Genomic DNA, 13,427 nt, shown 5'->3' on the forward strand with positions numbered 1-13,427 from the left:
GCTTAACCTCGCGCCTGAACGCTGTCGGCCAGAATCGCCAACACCAGTTGCTGAAAATCCAGGCCCGCGGCACGTGCCGCCATAGGGACCAGGCTGTGATCGGTCATTCCAGGCGCGGTGTTCACTTCCAGCAGCCAGAAGTTGCCATCGGCGTCCTGCATGAAATCCGTGCGTCCCCAACCGGCGATGCCGATGGCTTCGCAGGCGCGGGCGGTAAGGTCTTTGAGTTCCTGTTCCTTGGCTGCGTCCAGCCCGCATGGAATCCGGTACTGGGTATCGGAAGCCAGGTACTTGGCGTCGTAGTCGTAGAAACTGTGGGGAGTGCCCAGGCCGATGGGCGGCAAAATCTGGTCGCGCAGGCAGGCAACCGTAAACTCCGGACCTTGAATCCATTGTTCGACCAACACTTGCGAATCGTAGGTACTGGCGGCTTTCCATGCGTCGACCAGCTCTTGGACGCTGGTCACCTTCGCCATACCGATACTTGAACCTTCATGGGCCGGTTTGACGATCAAAGGGAAGCCCAGTTCCGTCGCCGCAGAAATACAGTCGGATTCGCTGGTCGGCACGGCGTGGCGCGGCGTCGGCAATCCCAGGCTCTGCCACACCTGCTTGGTGCGCAGCTTGTCCATCGCCAGTGCCGACGCGAGCACGCCGCTGCCGGTATAGGGGATCTCCAGGCACTCGAGCAGGCCCTGCATGGTGCCGTCTTCGCCGCCACGCCCGTGCAGGATGATAAAGGCGCGGTCGATCCGCTCGCTGACCAGTCGCTGCAGGAAGTCATCGCCCACATCGATGCCGAACGCATCCACGCCCGCGCTTTGCAGCGCCTCGAGCACGGCCTGGCCGGACTTGAGGGAGACCGGCCGCTCGGCGCTCTTGCCGCCGTAGAGCACGGCGACGCGGCCGAAACTTTTCGGCTCCAGGGTCGAACGCAGGGACTGGGCGCAGGCGGTCATTTCAGCTTTCCTTCACTGGAGGCGACCTTGGCACCGGCGAACAGTGCGCTCTTGAGCAATTGCGGAGCCAGACCGCCGATATCACCGGCGCCCTGGCACAGCAGAATGTCACCGGCGCGCAGCAGTGGCTTGACCAGCGGCGCCAGCTCAATGCCGCGCTCGATGTAGATCGGGTCCAGCTGACCGCGCTGGCGGATGCTGTGGCACAGGTTGCGGCTGTCCGCGCCGGGGATCGGCTCTTCGCCGGCCGGGTAGACTTCCATCAGCAGCAGGACGTTGGCATCGGCCAGCACCTGTACGAAATCGTCGTACAGGTCGCGGGTCCGGCTGAAGCGGTGCGGCTGGTAAACCATCACCAGACGCCGATCCGGCCAGCCGCCTCGCACAGCGTTGATCACGGCGGCCACTTCACGCGGGTGATGACCGTAGTCGTCGACCAGCATGACGTTGCCGCCTTCGACCGGCAGCTCGCCGTACACCTGGAAGCGCCGACCGACGCCCTGGAAGCCCGACAGGCCCTGAACGATTGCTTCATCGCTCACGCCTTCATCCGTGGCGATGGCAATGGTCGCCAGCGAGTTGAGCACGTTGTGGTTGCCCGGCATGTTCACCGACACATCCAAAGGCTCACGGTCGCGGCGCAGCACGGTGAAGAACGTCAGCATGCCGTCCTGGCGCACGTTGATCGCGCGCACGTCGGCACCTTCGCTGAAGCCGTAGGTCAGCGTCGGGCGCTTGACCAGCGGCAGGATCTCGCGGACCACCGGATCGTCGATGCACATCACCGCCAGCCCGTAGAAAGGCAGGTTGTGCAGGAATTCGACGAAGGTCTTCTTCAGTTTGTTGAAGTCGCCTTCGTAGGTCGCCATGTGATCGGCGTCGATATTGGTGACGACGGCGACCAGCGGCTGCAGGTGCAGGAAGCTGGCGTCGCTTTCATCGGCTTCGGCGATCAGGTAACGGCTGGTGCCGAGCTGGGCATTGGTACCGGCAGCGTTGAGACGGCCACCGATCACGAACGTCGGGTCCAGGCCACCGGCGGCGAACACCGAAGCGATCAGACTGGTCGTGGTGGTCTTGCCATGGGTGCCGGCCACGGCGATACCGTGGCGATAGCGCATCAGTTCGGCAAGCATCTCGGCACGCGGCACTACGGGAATGCGACGCTCAAGAGCGGTGGCCACTTCCGGGTTGGAGGTGTTCACGGCGCTGGAAACCACCAGCACGTCGGCGCCAACGGTGTTTTCCGCACGATGGCCGATGAAGATCTCGGCGCCGAACGACTCAAGCCGCTCGGTCACAGGGGATTTCTTCAAGTCCGAACCGGACACGTGATAACCCAGGTTCAGCAGCACCTCGGCGATGCCGCACATGCCCACACCGCCGATGCCGACGAAATGGATACGGCGGATACGGCGCATTTCCGGTTGCGGCATGGCGCGTTGACTTTCAACCATTGGCCACCTCCACACAGACGTCGACCACGGTGTTGGTCGCATCGGGCTTGGCCAGACGGCGTGCGGTACTGGCCATGCGGTTCAGTTGTTCGGGTTGCATCAAGACCTCTTTCAGACGTTCGGCCATTTCGGCGACGCCGGTTGTTGCTTGCGGCATGACGAAGGCTGCGCCTTCGCGGGCCAGATAGTCAGCATTTCGAGACTGGTGGTCGTCGATTGCATGGGGAAGCGGTATCAGCAGCGACGGCAGGCCTGCGGCCGCCAGTTCGCTGATCGTCAATGCACCGGCACGGCACACGACCAGATCGGCCCAGCCATAGGCCTGGGCCATGTTCTGAATGAACGGCGCGACCTGCGCCTCGACGCCCACGTTGCGATAGCGCTCGGCGGTTATCTGGTCGTGCTGCTTGCCCGCCTGATGGAACACTTCCGGGCGGATCTCCACCGGCAGCTGAGCCAGCGCTTCAGGCAGCAGTTTGTTCAGCGGCTCGGCGCCCAGGCTGCCGCCCAGGACCAGCAAGCGCGCCCTGCGCCCGGCCAACGCCTGACGCGGTGTCTCGAGAAACAGTTCGGTACGCACCGGATTGCCGGTGGTGCGGCGCTTGTCGGAAGCCGCGAAGGTGTCGGGGAACGCTTCGCACACACGGCTGGCAAACGAGGCCAGGCTGCGGTTGGCGGTGCCGGCGACGGCGTTCTGTTCGTGGATGATCAACGGTACGCCGGCCAGCCTGGCGGCCAGACCGCCGGGACCGGTCACATATCCGCCGAAGCCGACCACGCAGGTCGGTTGCACTTCCCGCACTACCTTGCGCGCCTGGCGCAGCGCCTTGAGCAGCATCAAGGGCGCCTTGAGCAGCGACAGCTTGCCCTTGCCGCGCAGGCCGCTGGCGTCGATCAGGTGCAGGGTCAGCCCGGCCTGGGGCACCAGCTCATTCTCGATGCCGCGCGGCGTGCCGAGCCAATGAACCTTGTAACCGCGCGCCTGAAACTCGCGGGCGCAGGCCAGTGCCGGGAACACGTGTCCGCCGGTTCCGCCGGCCATGATCAGCACGTTAGCGTCCATGAGGCGTCTCCTCGGCGAAGTCGCTCTCGTTGAACTCGGCCTCTTCACTGCCCATGTTGTTGCGCGACTCCCACTCGATCCGCAGCAACAAGCCAAGGCTGGCGCAGCAGATCACCAACGAGCTGCCGCCGTAGCTGAGGAACGGCAGGGTCAGGCCCTTGGTCGGCAGCAGGCCGACGTTCACGCCGATATTGATCAGGAACTGGCCGATCCACAGGAACGACAGGCCATAGGCAACATAGGCGCCGAAGAACTGCTTGGCTTTCTCGGCCCACAGCCCGATGTACATGCCGCGAATACTGACGAACAGAAACAGGCCAACGGTCAGCAGCGAACCGATCACGCCCAGTTCTTCAGCCAGAACCGAAAACACGAAGTCGGTGTGCGCTTCAGGCAGGTAGAACTGCTTCTGCACGCTGTTGCCCAGGCCCACGCCAAACCACTCGCCGCGCCCGAAGGCGATCAGCGCCTGGGTCAACTGGTAGCCGGAACCGAACTGGTCGGCCCACGGGTCGGTGAAGTTGGTCAGGCGCGCCATACGGTAGGGTTGTGCCTGAACCAGCACGACCACCGACGCCACGGCCAGCACCACCATCAGCGAGAAGCGGAACAGCCCGACGCCGCCGAGGAACAGCATGGCGGCCGCGGCCCCCATCATCACGACGGTCGCACCGAAGTCCGGCTCCATCAGCAGCAGGCCGGCCATCGGCAGCAGCACGATGAACGGCTTGAAGAAACCCATCCAGCTTTCCCGGACTTCCTGCTGGCGGCGAATCAGATAGCCGGCCAGGAAGATCACCACGAATACCTTGGCGATTTCCGAGGGCTGCACGTTGAACGCACCAAAGCCGATCCAGCGCATCGAGCCGTTGACCTCGCGCCCGATGCCGGGCACCAGCACCAGCACCAGCAGGCCGAATGCGCCGATCAACAGCAGCCAGCCCAACCGTTGCCAGGTCGCGACCGGAATCATCATGGTCACGCCGCACGCGCCCAGCCCGAGCAGCAGATAAACCAGGTGGCGAGTCATCATGTACAGCGTGTTGCCCGACTGTACGGCGGCCACTTCGGACGAAGCCGACGTGATCATCACCAGGCCCAGGCCCAGCAGCGCGAGGCAGCCGGCCAGCATCGGGAAGTCGAGGTCGATGCCGCGTCCGCTGATCAGGGGCGATGGGTAAGGCTTGATCACACCGAAGATCATGACAAGCGCTCCACTGCCTGCGCGAACACCTGTCCGCGCTCTTCATAATTCTTGAACATGTCCAGGCTGGCGCAAGCCGGCGACAGCAACACCGCGTCGCCCGCCTGCGCCAGTTCGGCGCTGCGTTGTACGGCCTCGTCCAGGGTTGCAACGCGCACCAGCGGCACGACATCGCCGAGCGCCGCGGCAATCGCCTCGGCGTCGCGGCCCAGCAGAACCACTGCTCGGCAATGCCCGGCAACCGCTGCGCGCAGGCCGCTGAAGTCGGCGCCCTTGCCGTCTCCGCCGGCAATCAATACCAGCTTGCCGGCGATGTCGGCGCCCAGGCCTTCAATAGCAGCCAGCGCGGCACCGACGTTGGTGGCCTTGGAATCGTTGTAGTAATTCACGCCGGCCAATTCACGCAGCCACTGGCAGCGATGCTCCAGGCCGGTGAACTCGCGCAGGCTGGCGAGCATGGCGTCGAACGGCAGGCCGACCGCATGGCCCAGGGCCAGAGCCGCCAATGCGTTGGACTGGTTGTGGGCGCCGCGAACTTTCAGCTCGCGTGCCGGCATCAGCGTGTCGAACTGGAACGCCAGGTACTTCTCGCCGTGCTCTTCCAGCAGGCCGAAACCGTGGAAGTCGGGTTTGTTCAGGCCAAAGGTCCAGCACGGCATGCCCTCGCCCAGCAACGGCCGGGACAAGGCATCCTGGCGGTTGACCACGACCTGGCGCGCGCCACGGAAGATGCGGTGCTTGGCCAGATGGTAGGCCGGCAGGCCGCTGTAACGGTCCATGTGATCTTCGCTGACGTTGAGTACGGTGGCGACTTCGGCGTTGAGCTGATCGGTGGTTTCCAGCTGGAAGCTGGAAAGCTCGATGACGTACAGCTCGACGTCGTCGCTGAGCAGATCGAGCGCCGGTGTACCGAGGTTGCCGCCGACCGCCACGCGCTTGCCCGCGGCCACAGCCATCTCGCCGACCAGCGTGGTCACGGTGCTCTTGGCGTTGGAACCGGTAATTGCCACGATCGGCGCCTTCGCGTAACGCGCGAACAGCTCGATATCGCCGAGCAGCTTGACGCCACGGGCCTGGGCCTGCTGCAAGGCAGGCGTGGCCAGCGCAAGGCCGGGGCTCACGTACAACTCGTCGGCGCGGCAGAGAAACTCCACGTCCAGTTCGCCGCAACGCACTTCCACTTGCGGGTAGTCACGACGCAGAGTCACCAGTTCCGGCGGATTCTCCCGCGTGTCGGCCACGGCAAACGACACGCCCCGGTTCGCCAGGAAGCGAACCAGGGACATGCCGCTTTTGCCGAGACCTACGACAATGCGGAAGCGGTCGGAAACGATCAGGGACACTCGTCTTACCTCAGTTTCAGCGTTGCAAGGCCGACCAACACGAGAATCACGGTGATGATCCAGAAACGGACGATCACGCGTGGCTCGGGCCAGCCCTTGAGTTCAAAGTGGTGATGAATGGGCGCCATGCGGAAAACCCGGCGACCGGTAAGCTTGAAGGACGCGACCTGAATGACCACTGAAAGGGTCTCCATCACGAACACGCCGCCCATGATGAACAGCACGATTTCCTGACGAACGATCACAGCCATGGTGCCCAGCGCTGCGCCCAGCGCCAGTGCGCCGACGTCACCCATGAACACTTGTGCCGGATAAGTGTTGAACCACAGAAAGCCAAGCCCCGCGCCGATCAGCGCGCCGGAGAACACGATCAACTCGCCCGCGCCCGGAATGTAGGGAATCAACAGGTACTCGGCGAATTTCACGTTACCGGACAGGTAGCAGAAAATGCCCAATGCACCGCCGACCATCACGGTCGGCATGATTGCCAGTCCGTCCAGGCCGTCCGTGAGGTTCACCGCGTTGCTGGAGCCGACGATCACGAAATAGGTCAGGACGACGAAGCCGATACCCAATGGAATACTGACGTCCTTGAGCATCGGAATGATCAGCGTGGTCTCGGTCGCCGAAGGCGCCGTGACATAAAGGAAGATCGCGGCACACAGGCCAAACACCGACTGCCAGAAATATTTCCAGCGGCTCGGCAGGCCACGGGAATTCTTCTCGATCACCTTGCGATAGTCATCAACCCAGCCGATGGCGCCGAACAGCAAGGTCACCAGCAGCACCACCCAGACGTAACGATTGCTCAGGTCAGCCCACAGCAGAGTGCTGATACCGATGGACGACAGGATCAACGCGCCGCCCATGGTCGGTGTGCCCGATTTGGACAGGTGCGATTGCGGGCCGTCGTTGCGCACGGACTGGCCGATCTGGCGCATCTGCAAGGTGCGGATCATCCACGGCCCAAGCCACAGCGACAGGGTCAGGGCCGTGAGCACGCCGAGAATGCCGCGCAGCGTCAGGTACTGAAAGACGGCAAAGCCTTTGTGGAACTGTTGTAAAAACTCGGCCAACAGCAGCAGCATCAATGTTTCTCCAGGCTAGAACCGCACAGTGCGGCCACGACGTTTTCCATCGCAGCGCTACGCGAACCCTTGACCAATAAAGTGGTGTTTTTGTCGTGTTCACCTGCCAGTGCCGCGATCAGCTCGGCCTGGGTGGTGAAATGGTGTGCGTGCTCGCCGAAGGCCTTGACCGCATGGGCCATCAGCGGGCCGACGGCGTACAGCGCCGAAACCTTGCCGGCCGCGTAGGCGCCGACATCATGGTGACCTTGCTCGGCCCAGTCGCCCAGCTCGCCGATATCGCCCAGCACCAGCACGGTCCGGCCCGCAAAGCTGGCGAGGATGTCGACCGCAGCGTTCACCGACGTGGGGTTGGCGTTATAGGTGTCATCGATCACGCGCAGGCCGTTGCCGGTGATCTGCGCAACCGCACGGCCCTTGACCGGCTGTACGTTGTTCAGTCCCGCGACGATTCCATCGAGGGTCACGCCCAGTGCAAACGCAGCAGCGGCTGCGGCCAGGGCATTGGCGACGTTGTGCGCGCCCAACAGATTCAACTGCACCGGTGCGCTGCCCAACGGGCTGTGCAAGGTGAAACCGGCGCAACCGCGCGGATCACGGCTCAGGTCACTGGCGTGCAGGTCGGCGCAGGTATCAAGGAGCGCGAAACTCAGGACTTTGCGGCTACCGGCACGGGCGCGCCAGATGTCGAAAGCCTTGTCGTCACGATTCAGAACGGCGACGCCATTGGCGTCCAGCCCTTCGATGATTTCGCCCTTGGCTTCGACGATCTTGTCCGGACCACCGAATTCGCCCACATGGGCGGTGCCGGCATTGGTCAGAATGGCAACGTGCGGCTTGGCGAGGCTGACGGTGAACGCGATTTCACCGACCCGCGAAGCACCCAGTTCGATGACGGCCGAGGTGTATTGCGGCGCCAGTTCCAGCAGCGTCAGCGGAACGCCCAATTCGTTGTTCAGGTTGCCGCGAGTGGCCAGAACCGGCCCGCGCGTGCGCAGGATGCTGGCGAGCATTTCCTTGACCGTGGTCTTGCCGCTGGAACCGGTCACGGCGGCAACCGGACGGTCCACGAACGCATTGCGGTTCATTGCGCCCAGTTGTGCCAGCGCCTTGCGGGTATCGAGCACCACCAGTTGCGGCAGTGCGACGCCTGGAACCTCACGTTCGACCAGCGCACCGACCGCGCCTTTGGCCGCGACCTGCTCCAGGTATTCATGACCGTCGAAACGCGGCCCGGTCAGGGCCACGAACAGTTGGCCCGGCACGATGGCGCGGCTGTCGGTGCTCACGCCGTCGAAGCGGCAATCGGCGCCGACCTGGCGTGCATCGAGCGGTGCGACCAGGTCACTGAAAGTCATTGGCTCAAACATTGGCCGGCTCCCATGCTGACAGCGCTTTGGCGGCTTCTTCGAGATCGGAAAATGCCTGCCGCTCGCCGTGGATTTCCTGGTAGTCCTCATGCCCTTTGCCGGCCAGGACGACAACGTCATCGGCACTGGCAGCGGCAATCAGTTCGGCGATGGCGCGACCGCGTCCCTCGACGAACCGCACGTTGCCGGCGTTGGCGAAACCGGGGCGTATGTCGTCGAAAATGCGCAGCGGCGATTCGGTGCGCGGATTGTCGTCGGTGACCCAGACGCCATCGGCCAGTCGCTCTACCACTTCGGCCATCAGTGGCCGCTTGCCCCGATCCCGATCGCCGCCGCAGCCGAACAGGCACAACAGGCGACCCTTGGCATGGGGACGCAAGGCGGCAAGCACCTGCTCCAGCGCGTCAGGGGTATGGGCGTAGTCGACCACAACCAAAGGCTTGTCGGCACCGCCGAGGCGCTGCATGCGGCCGACCGGACCTTCCAGTTTCGGCAGCACCTTGAGAATTTCGTCCAGCGCGTACTCAAGCCCGAGCAGCGCGCCCACGGCGGCGAGCACGTTGCTCAGATTGAAACGGCCCAGCAGACGGCTGCGCAGGTGGTGCTCGCCATGGGTCGTCACCAGCGTGGCGCGCACGCCATCGTCATCGAACTTCGCATCACGGCAGTACAACCTGGCGCTGCTGTCCGACAGACTGTAGGTAATCAACCGGGACTCTTGCTTGATGCTGGCCAGCTCGCGCCCGAAGTCATCGTCGAGGTTGAGGACGCGGCAACGCAGATCCGGCCAGGCAAACAGCTTGGCCTTGACGGCAGCATAGGCTTGCATGGTGCCGTGATAATCCAGGTGGTCCCGGGACAGGTTGGTCAGCACCGCCACGTCCACGGCCAGAGCAGTGGCTCGACCCTGATCCAGACCATGGGACGACACTTCCATCGCGACTGCCCGTGCGCCTGCCTTTCTCAGGTCGGCAAGGGTTGCCTGCACGGCAATCGGATCGGGCGTGGTGTGACGGCCGCTTTGCAGCGCGCCGTAGAAACCGGTCCCGAGCGTGCCCACGATTCCGCAAGGCTGACCGAGCAGGTCCAGCGCCTGGGCCACCAGTTGAGTAACGCTGGTCTTGCCATTGGTGCCGGTGACACCCACCAGATTCAGACTGCGGCTCGGGTCGCCATAAAAGCGCCCGGCGATGTGCGACAGTTGCGCCGCCAGGCCCTTGACCGGGATCAGAGGCACGTCAGTGATCGGCAGCACGGTGGCGCCTTCGGACTCGTAAGCAACCGCCGCTGCACCGCGTTGCAATGCGTCGGCAATGTGCGCCCGCCCGTCGACCTGAATACCGGGCACGGCCAGGAACAAGTCGCCGGGACGCACCTTGCGGCTGTCGAGCGTCAGCTCACGAATCAGCGCGTCGCGGTCGGTGTGCGGGAAGATCTTGCTCAGATTGAAAGCCATCACCCGCGCCCTCCTTTGGCGACCGGTACAACATTCGCTTGTTCTGGCGGCGCCAGATTGTCGGGCGTCACGTTCATCAGACGCAGCGTGCCGGACATGACTTTGCTGAACACCGGCGCCGATACCAGGCCGCCGTAGTAGCCGCCCTTGCTCGGTTCGTCGATCACCACGACGATGGCGTAACGCGGGTTGCTCATCGGGCCAAAACCGGCGAACAGGGAACGGTAGGAATTCTCGGCATAACCCTTGGTGCCGATGGAGGTCTTGCGCGCCGTACCGCTCTTGCCGCCGACGTGATAGGACGGCACACGGGCGCGATACACGCCGCGAGAGTCTTCGATCACCTGCTGCAACATGCCTTGCAGGGTCTTGGCGGTGGTTTCCGGAATCGCCTGCACGGCGGTCGGCGGTGCATCGCCCTTGAGAATGGTCAGCGGCACGATCCGGCCGTTGTTGGCCAGCGCGCCATAGGCATGCACCAGTTGCAGAGCGGTGACCGACAAGCCATAGCCATACGACAGGGTCGCCGTTTCAGCCTTGCGCCACTCGCGGTAGTTGGGCAGGTTGCCGACGCGCTCGCCGGGGAAACCCAGGCCGGTGTATTGGCCGAAGCCCACGCGCTGCATGGTCTGGAAGATGGCTTCGCCGCCGACGTCGAATGCCACCTTGCTCATGCCCACGTTACTGGAGTTGATCAGGATGCCGGTCAGGTCGAGCACCGGGCCTTCGGTCTTGGTCACGTCGCGAATGGTGTACTTGCCGATCTGCAGCGTGCCGGGATAGACCTCGACCTTGTCGGTCGGCTTCCAGCGGCCGCTGTCCAGCGCTGCGGACATGGAAATCGGCTTCATGGTCGAACCGGGTTCGAACACGTCGATGATCGCCCGGTTGCGCATGGCGGCCGGCACCATGGTGCGGCGGTTGTTGGGGTTGTAAGTGGGCGAGTTGACCATCGCCAGCACTTCACCGGTCTTGACGTCCATGATCACCAGGCTGCCGGCCTTCGCTTCGTTCTCGACGATGGCGTTGCGCAGCTCGCGGGTCGCCAGGTATTGCAGGCGCAGATCAATAGACAAAGCCAAGGTCTTACCGGCCTTGGCGTTCTTGGTCACCTGGACGTCCTTGATCAGGCGTCCGCGACGGTCCTTGATGACCTGCCGTTTGCCCGGCACCCCGGCGAGCCAGTCGTCGTAGGCCAGTTCGACCCCTTCGCGACCGTGATCGTCCAGGTCAGTGAAGCCGACCATATGGGCGGTGACATCACCGGCAGGATAGAAGCGCCGGAACTCTTCGATGCCGTAGACGCCCGGCACCTTGAGATCGAGCACCGACTGGCCATGCTCCGGCGTCAGGCCGCGGACCAGATAGATGAATTCCTTGCCGGCCTGGGCATCCAGACGCTCGGTGAAGGACTTGAGATCCTGGCCCAGCGCGGCTGCCAGTGCAGGCCACTTGCTCTTGTCCTGCTGCATTTCCTTGGGGTTGCCCCACAGGGTCGTGACAGGCGTGCTGACGGCCAGCGGCTCACCATTGCGATCGGTGATCAGGCCACGGTGCGCAGGAATGGGAATATGACGAAGGCTGCGTGCGTCGCCCTGCTCCTTGAGGAAAGTGTGATCGATGACCTGCAGGTCGACGATGCGCCAGCAGATCGCGAGCACGAGCATCACCAGCAGCCCGACCACAAGCCGGAAGCGCCACGGATAGAGTGCGCCTTCCAGCTTCATCATGGCGCCACCATCCGCACTTCGGCCGCATTCGGGATGCGCATCTTCAGTTGTTCGGTGGCCAGGGTTTCAATGCGGCTATGGGCGGTCCAGGTGCTCTGCTCAAGGATCAGCCGACCCCACTCGGCCTGCGCCTTGTCACGCACGCTCATTTCCGCATACAGCGAATTGAGCAACTGACGGTTCCAGTGGGCGCTATAAGACACGCCGACTGCGGAAATCAGGACGGCAATGAACAGCAGCAGCATGAAGAAGCTGCCACCTGGAAGCGGTTTGAGAAACAGACGGCTCACCTGAGCTTCTCCGCCACGCGCATGACCGCGCTGCGCGAGCGTGGGTTGGCACGGGTTTCTTCGTCCGAAGCGAAGCGGGCCTTGCCGTGGATCTTGATTCTGGGGTCGAACGCCTTGAACTGGATCGGCAGGTTGCGCGGCATGGTGTCGGCTTCGCCCTTGGCGAGCTTGCGCATGAACAACTTGACGATGCGGTCTTCCAGGGAATGGAAGCTGATCACCACCAGACGGCCGCCCACTTCCAGGGCGTCCAGGGCAGCCTCAAGGCCGGCTTCCAGGTCGCCCAGTTCGTTATTGACATGGATGCGCAGCCCCTGAAAGGCACGCGTCGCAGGATTCTTGCCTTTTTCCCAGGCAGGGTTGGCGACCTTGAGCACTTCGGCCAGGTCGGCGGTGCGCTCGAACGGCTGCACTTCGCGGCGCTGCACCACGGCATTGGCCATGCGCCTGGCGAACCGCTCTTCCCCGTATTCCTTGAAAACCCTGGCGATTTCTTCAGCCGGGGCCGTGGCGATGAACTCGGCGGCGCTGACTCCGCGACTCGGGTCCATGCGCATGTCCAGCGGGCCGTCGTTCATGAAGCTGAAGCCACGCTCGGGGTCGTCCAGTTGCGGCGACGAGACGCCGAGATCCAGCAGGATACCGTTGACCTTGCCCGCCAGCCCGCGCGCCTGAACTTCGTCGCCGAGTTCGGCAAAGCTGCGCTGCACAATGACAAAGCGGCCGTCTTCGGCCGCCAGCGCTTGCCCGGTGGCAATCGCTTGTGGGTCCTTGTCGAACCCCAACAGTCGCCCGTCCGGCCCCAGGTGCTGCAGGACCAGGCGGCTATGGCCGCCACGCCCGAACGTGCCGTCCAGATAGCAGCCATCGGCGCGCACCGCGAGAGCCTCGACGGCTTCTTCGAGCAGTACGGTGATGTGGGTAAAGCCGCTAGTCATAGTCACAGGATCAGGTCACGTAATTCATCGGGCATCGCGCCAGGTTGTTGAATGGCAGCAAGGTCGGCATCAGCAAGTGCGTTCCAGGCGTCCTCGTCCCACAGTTGAAACTTGTTGAGCTGGCCAACCAGCATGACGCGCTTATCCAACCTGGCATATTCGCGCAGACGCGGCGGCACGAGAAAACGCCCGCTGCCATCCAGCTCAAGATCGACCGCATTACCAATCAAAAGCCGCTGCAAGCGACGGTTTTCTTCACGGAAAGTAGCGAGTTCACGCAGTTTTGCTTCGATCAGTTCCCACTCGGACAGCGGATAAAGACACAAGCAGGGGTCAACGGCATCAATGGTGACAATCAATTGCCCGCCACTACGCGAATCCAGCTCGTCGCGGTACCGGCTCGGCATAGCGAGACGGCCCTTTGCATCGAGGTTGATCGCGTTGGCACCACGGAACACAGGCGCTTTCTCCGAATATTATCTTTTTGCGCTAGAAAAACCCACTTCGTGCCACTTTCTGCCACTTGCGC

12 protein-coding genes are annotated in these 13,427 nt (G+C 63.4%); all 12 read right to left on the minus strand.

What is annotated here, in order from left to right; all coding sequences use genetic code 11:
• Nucleotides 1-2: 2 nt before the first annotated feature.
• The 12 genes from EGJ27_RS15205 to mraZ are packed head-to-tail and all read right to left on the minus strand — an operon-like array spanning nucleotide 3 to nucleotide 13,356.
• Nucleotides 3-959, minus strand: a complete 957-nt coding sequence (locus EGJ27_RS15205; protein WP_125831580.1) for a D-alanine--D-alanine ligase — start codon at nucleotides 957-959, stop codon at nucleotides 3-5.
• Nucleotides 956-2,416 (minus strand): UDP-N-acetylmuramate--L-alanine ligase, encoded by a 1,461-nt coding sequence (gene murC, locus EGJ27_RS15210; protein ID WP_125831581.1) that lies wholly within the window; start codon nucleotides 2,414-2,416, stop codon nucleotides 956-958. Before murC ends, EGJ27_RS15205 begins: the two co-directional genes overlap by 4 nt.
• Entirely contained in the window at nucleotides 2,409-3,479 is a 1,071-nt protein-coding gene (gene murG, locus EGJ27_RS15215; RefSeq protein ID WP_125831582.1) for an undecaprenyldiphospho-muramoylpentapeptide beta-N-acetylglucosaminyltransferase, read from the minus strand. The genes murC and murG overlap by 8 nt, the downstream gene beginning before the upstream one ends.
• A complete protein-coding gene (gene ftsW, locus EGJ27_RS15220) occupies nucleotides 3,469-4,683 on the minus strand; it encodes a putative lipid II flippase FtsW (RefSeq protein WP_125831583.1) in 1,215 nt (404 codons plus the stop codon). The genes murG and ftsW overlap by 11 nt, the downstream gene beginning before the upstream one ends.
• Complete coding sequence (gene murD / locus EGJ27_RS15225; protein WP_125831584.1) at nucleotides 4,680-6,026, minus strand: UDP-N-acetylmuramoyl-L-alanine--D-glutamate ligase; 1,347 nt, start codon at nucleotides 6,024-6,026, stop codon at nucleotides 4,680-4,682. Before murD ends, ftsW begins: the two co-directional genes overlap by 4 nt.
• 5 nt (nucleotides 6,027-6,031) lie before the next feature.
• Entirely contained in the window at nucleotides 6,032-7,114 is a 1,083-nt protein-coding gene (gene mraY, locus EGJ27_RS15230; RefSeq protein WP_125831585.1) for a phospho-N-acetylmuramoyl-pentapeptide-transferase, read from the minus strand.
• Nucleotides 7,114-8,484 carry a UDP-N-acetylmuramoyl-tripeptide--D-alanyl-D-alanine ligase gene (gene murF / locus EGJ27_RS15235; protein ID WP_125831586.1) on the minus strand — a complete coding sequence of 457 codons (1,371 nt, stop codon included), beginning with the start codon at nucleotides 8,482-8,484 and terminating at the stop codon, nucleotides 7,114-7,116. Before murF ends, mraY begins: the two co-directional genes overlap by 1 nt.
• Nucleotides 8,477-9,940, minus strand: a complete 1,464-nt coding sequence (locus EGJ27_RS15240; RefSeq protein WP_125831587.1) for a UDP-N-acetylmuramoyl-L-alanyl-D-glutamate--2,6-diaminopimelate ligase — start codon at nucleotides 9,938-9,940, stop codon at nucleotides 8,477-8,479. The genes murF and EGJ27_RS15240 overlap by 8 nt, the downstream gene beginning before the upstream one ends.
• On the minus strand, nucleotides 9,940-11,667 hold the full coding sequence (locus EGJ27_RS15245; protein ID WP_371920861.1) for a peptidoglycan D,D-transpeptidase FtsI family protein: 1,728 nt from the start codon (nucleotides 11,665-11,667) through the stop codon (nucleotides 9,940-9,942). Before EGJ27_RS15245 ends, EGJ27_RS15240 begins: the two co-directional genes overlap by 1 nt.
• Nucleotides 11,667-11,960, minus strand: a complete 294-nt coding sequence (ftsL, locus tag EGJ27_RS15250) for a cell division protein FtsL (protein ID WP_125831589.1) — start codon at nucleotides 11,958-11,960, stop codon at nucleotides 11,667-11,669. Before ftsL ends, EGJ27_RS15245 begins: the two co-directional genes overlap by 1 nt.
• On the minus strand, nucleotides 11,957-12,898 hold the full coding sequence (gene rsmH / locus EGJ27_RS15255) for a 16S rRNA (cytosine(1402)-N(4))-methyltransferase RsmH (protein WP_125831884.1): 942 nt from the start codon (nucleotides 12,896-12,898) through the stop codon (nucleotides 11,957-11,959). Before rsmH ends, ftsL begins: the two co-directional genes overlap by 4 nt.
• Nucleotides 12,899-12,900: 2 nt before the next feature.
• Complete coding sequence (gene mraZ / locus EGJ27_RS15260) at nucleotides 12,901-13,356, minus strand: division/cell wall cluster transcriptional repressor MraZ (RefSeq protein WP_125831590.1); 456 nt, start codon at nucleotides 13,354-13,356, stop codon at nucleotides 12,901-12,903.
• Nucleotides 13,357-13,427 lie beyond the last annotated feature (71 nt).

The organism is Pseudomonas sp. v388 (assembly GCF_003935425.1).
Lineage (GTDB): Bacteria > Pseudomonadota > Gammaproteobacteria > Pseudomonadales > Pseudomonadaceae > Aquipseudomonas.

Excerpts from the sequence above, each read along its gene's own strand:
- EGJ27_RS15205 (WP_125831580.1), bottom strand. The coding sequence starts at position 959 with ATGACCGCCTGCGCCCAGTCCCTGCGTTCGACCCTGGAGCCGAAAAGT.
- murC (WP_125831581.1), bottom strand. The coding sequence starts at position 2,416 with ATGGTTGAAAGTCAACGCGCCATGCCGCAACCGGAAATGCGCCGTATC.
- murG (WP_125831582.1), bottom strand. The coding sequence starts at position 3,479 with ATGGACGCTAACGTGCTGATCATGGCCGGCGGAACCGGCGGACACGTG.
- ftsW (WP_125831583.1), bottom strand. The coding sequence starts at position 4,683 with ATGATCTTCGGTGTGATCAAGCCTTACCCATCGCCCCTGATCAGCGGA.
- mraY (WP_125831585.1), bottom strand. The coding sequence starts at position 7,114 with ATGCTGCTGCTGTTGGCCGAGTTTTTACAACAGTTCCACAAAGGCTTT.
- murF (WP_125831586.1), bottom strand. The coding sequence starts at position 8,484 with ATGTTTGAGCCAATGACTTTCAGTGACCTGGTCGCACCGCTCGATGCA.
- EGJ27_RS15240 (WP_125831587.1), bottom strand. The coding sequence starts at position 9,940 with ATGGCTTTCAATCTGAGCAAGATCTTCCCGCACACCGACCGCGACGCG.
- EGJ27_RS15245 (WP_371920861.1), bottom strand. The coding sequence starts at position 11,667 with ATGAAGCTGGAAGGCGCACTCTATCCGTGGCGCTTCCGGCTTGTGGTC.
- rsmH (WP_125831884.1), bottom strand. The coding sequence starts at position 12,898 with ATGACTAGCGGCTTTACCCACATCACCGTACTGCTCGAAGAAGCCGTC.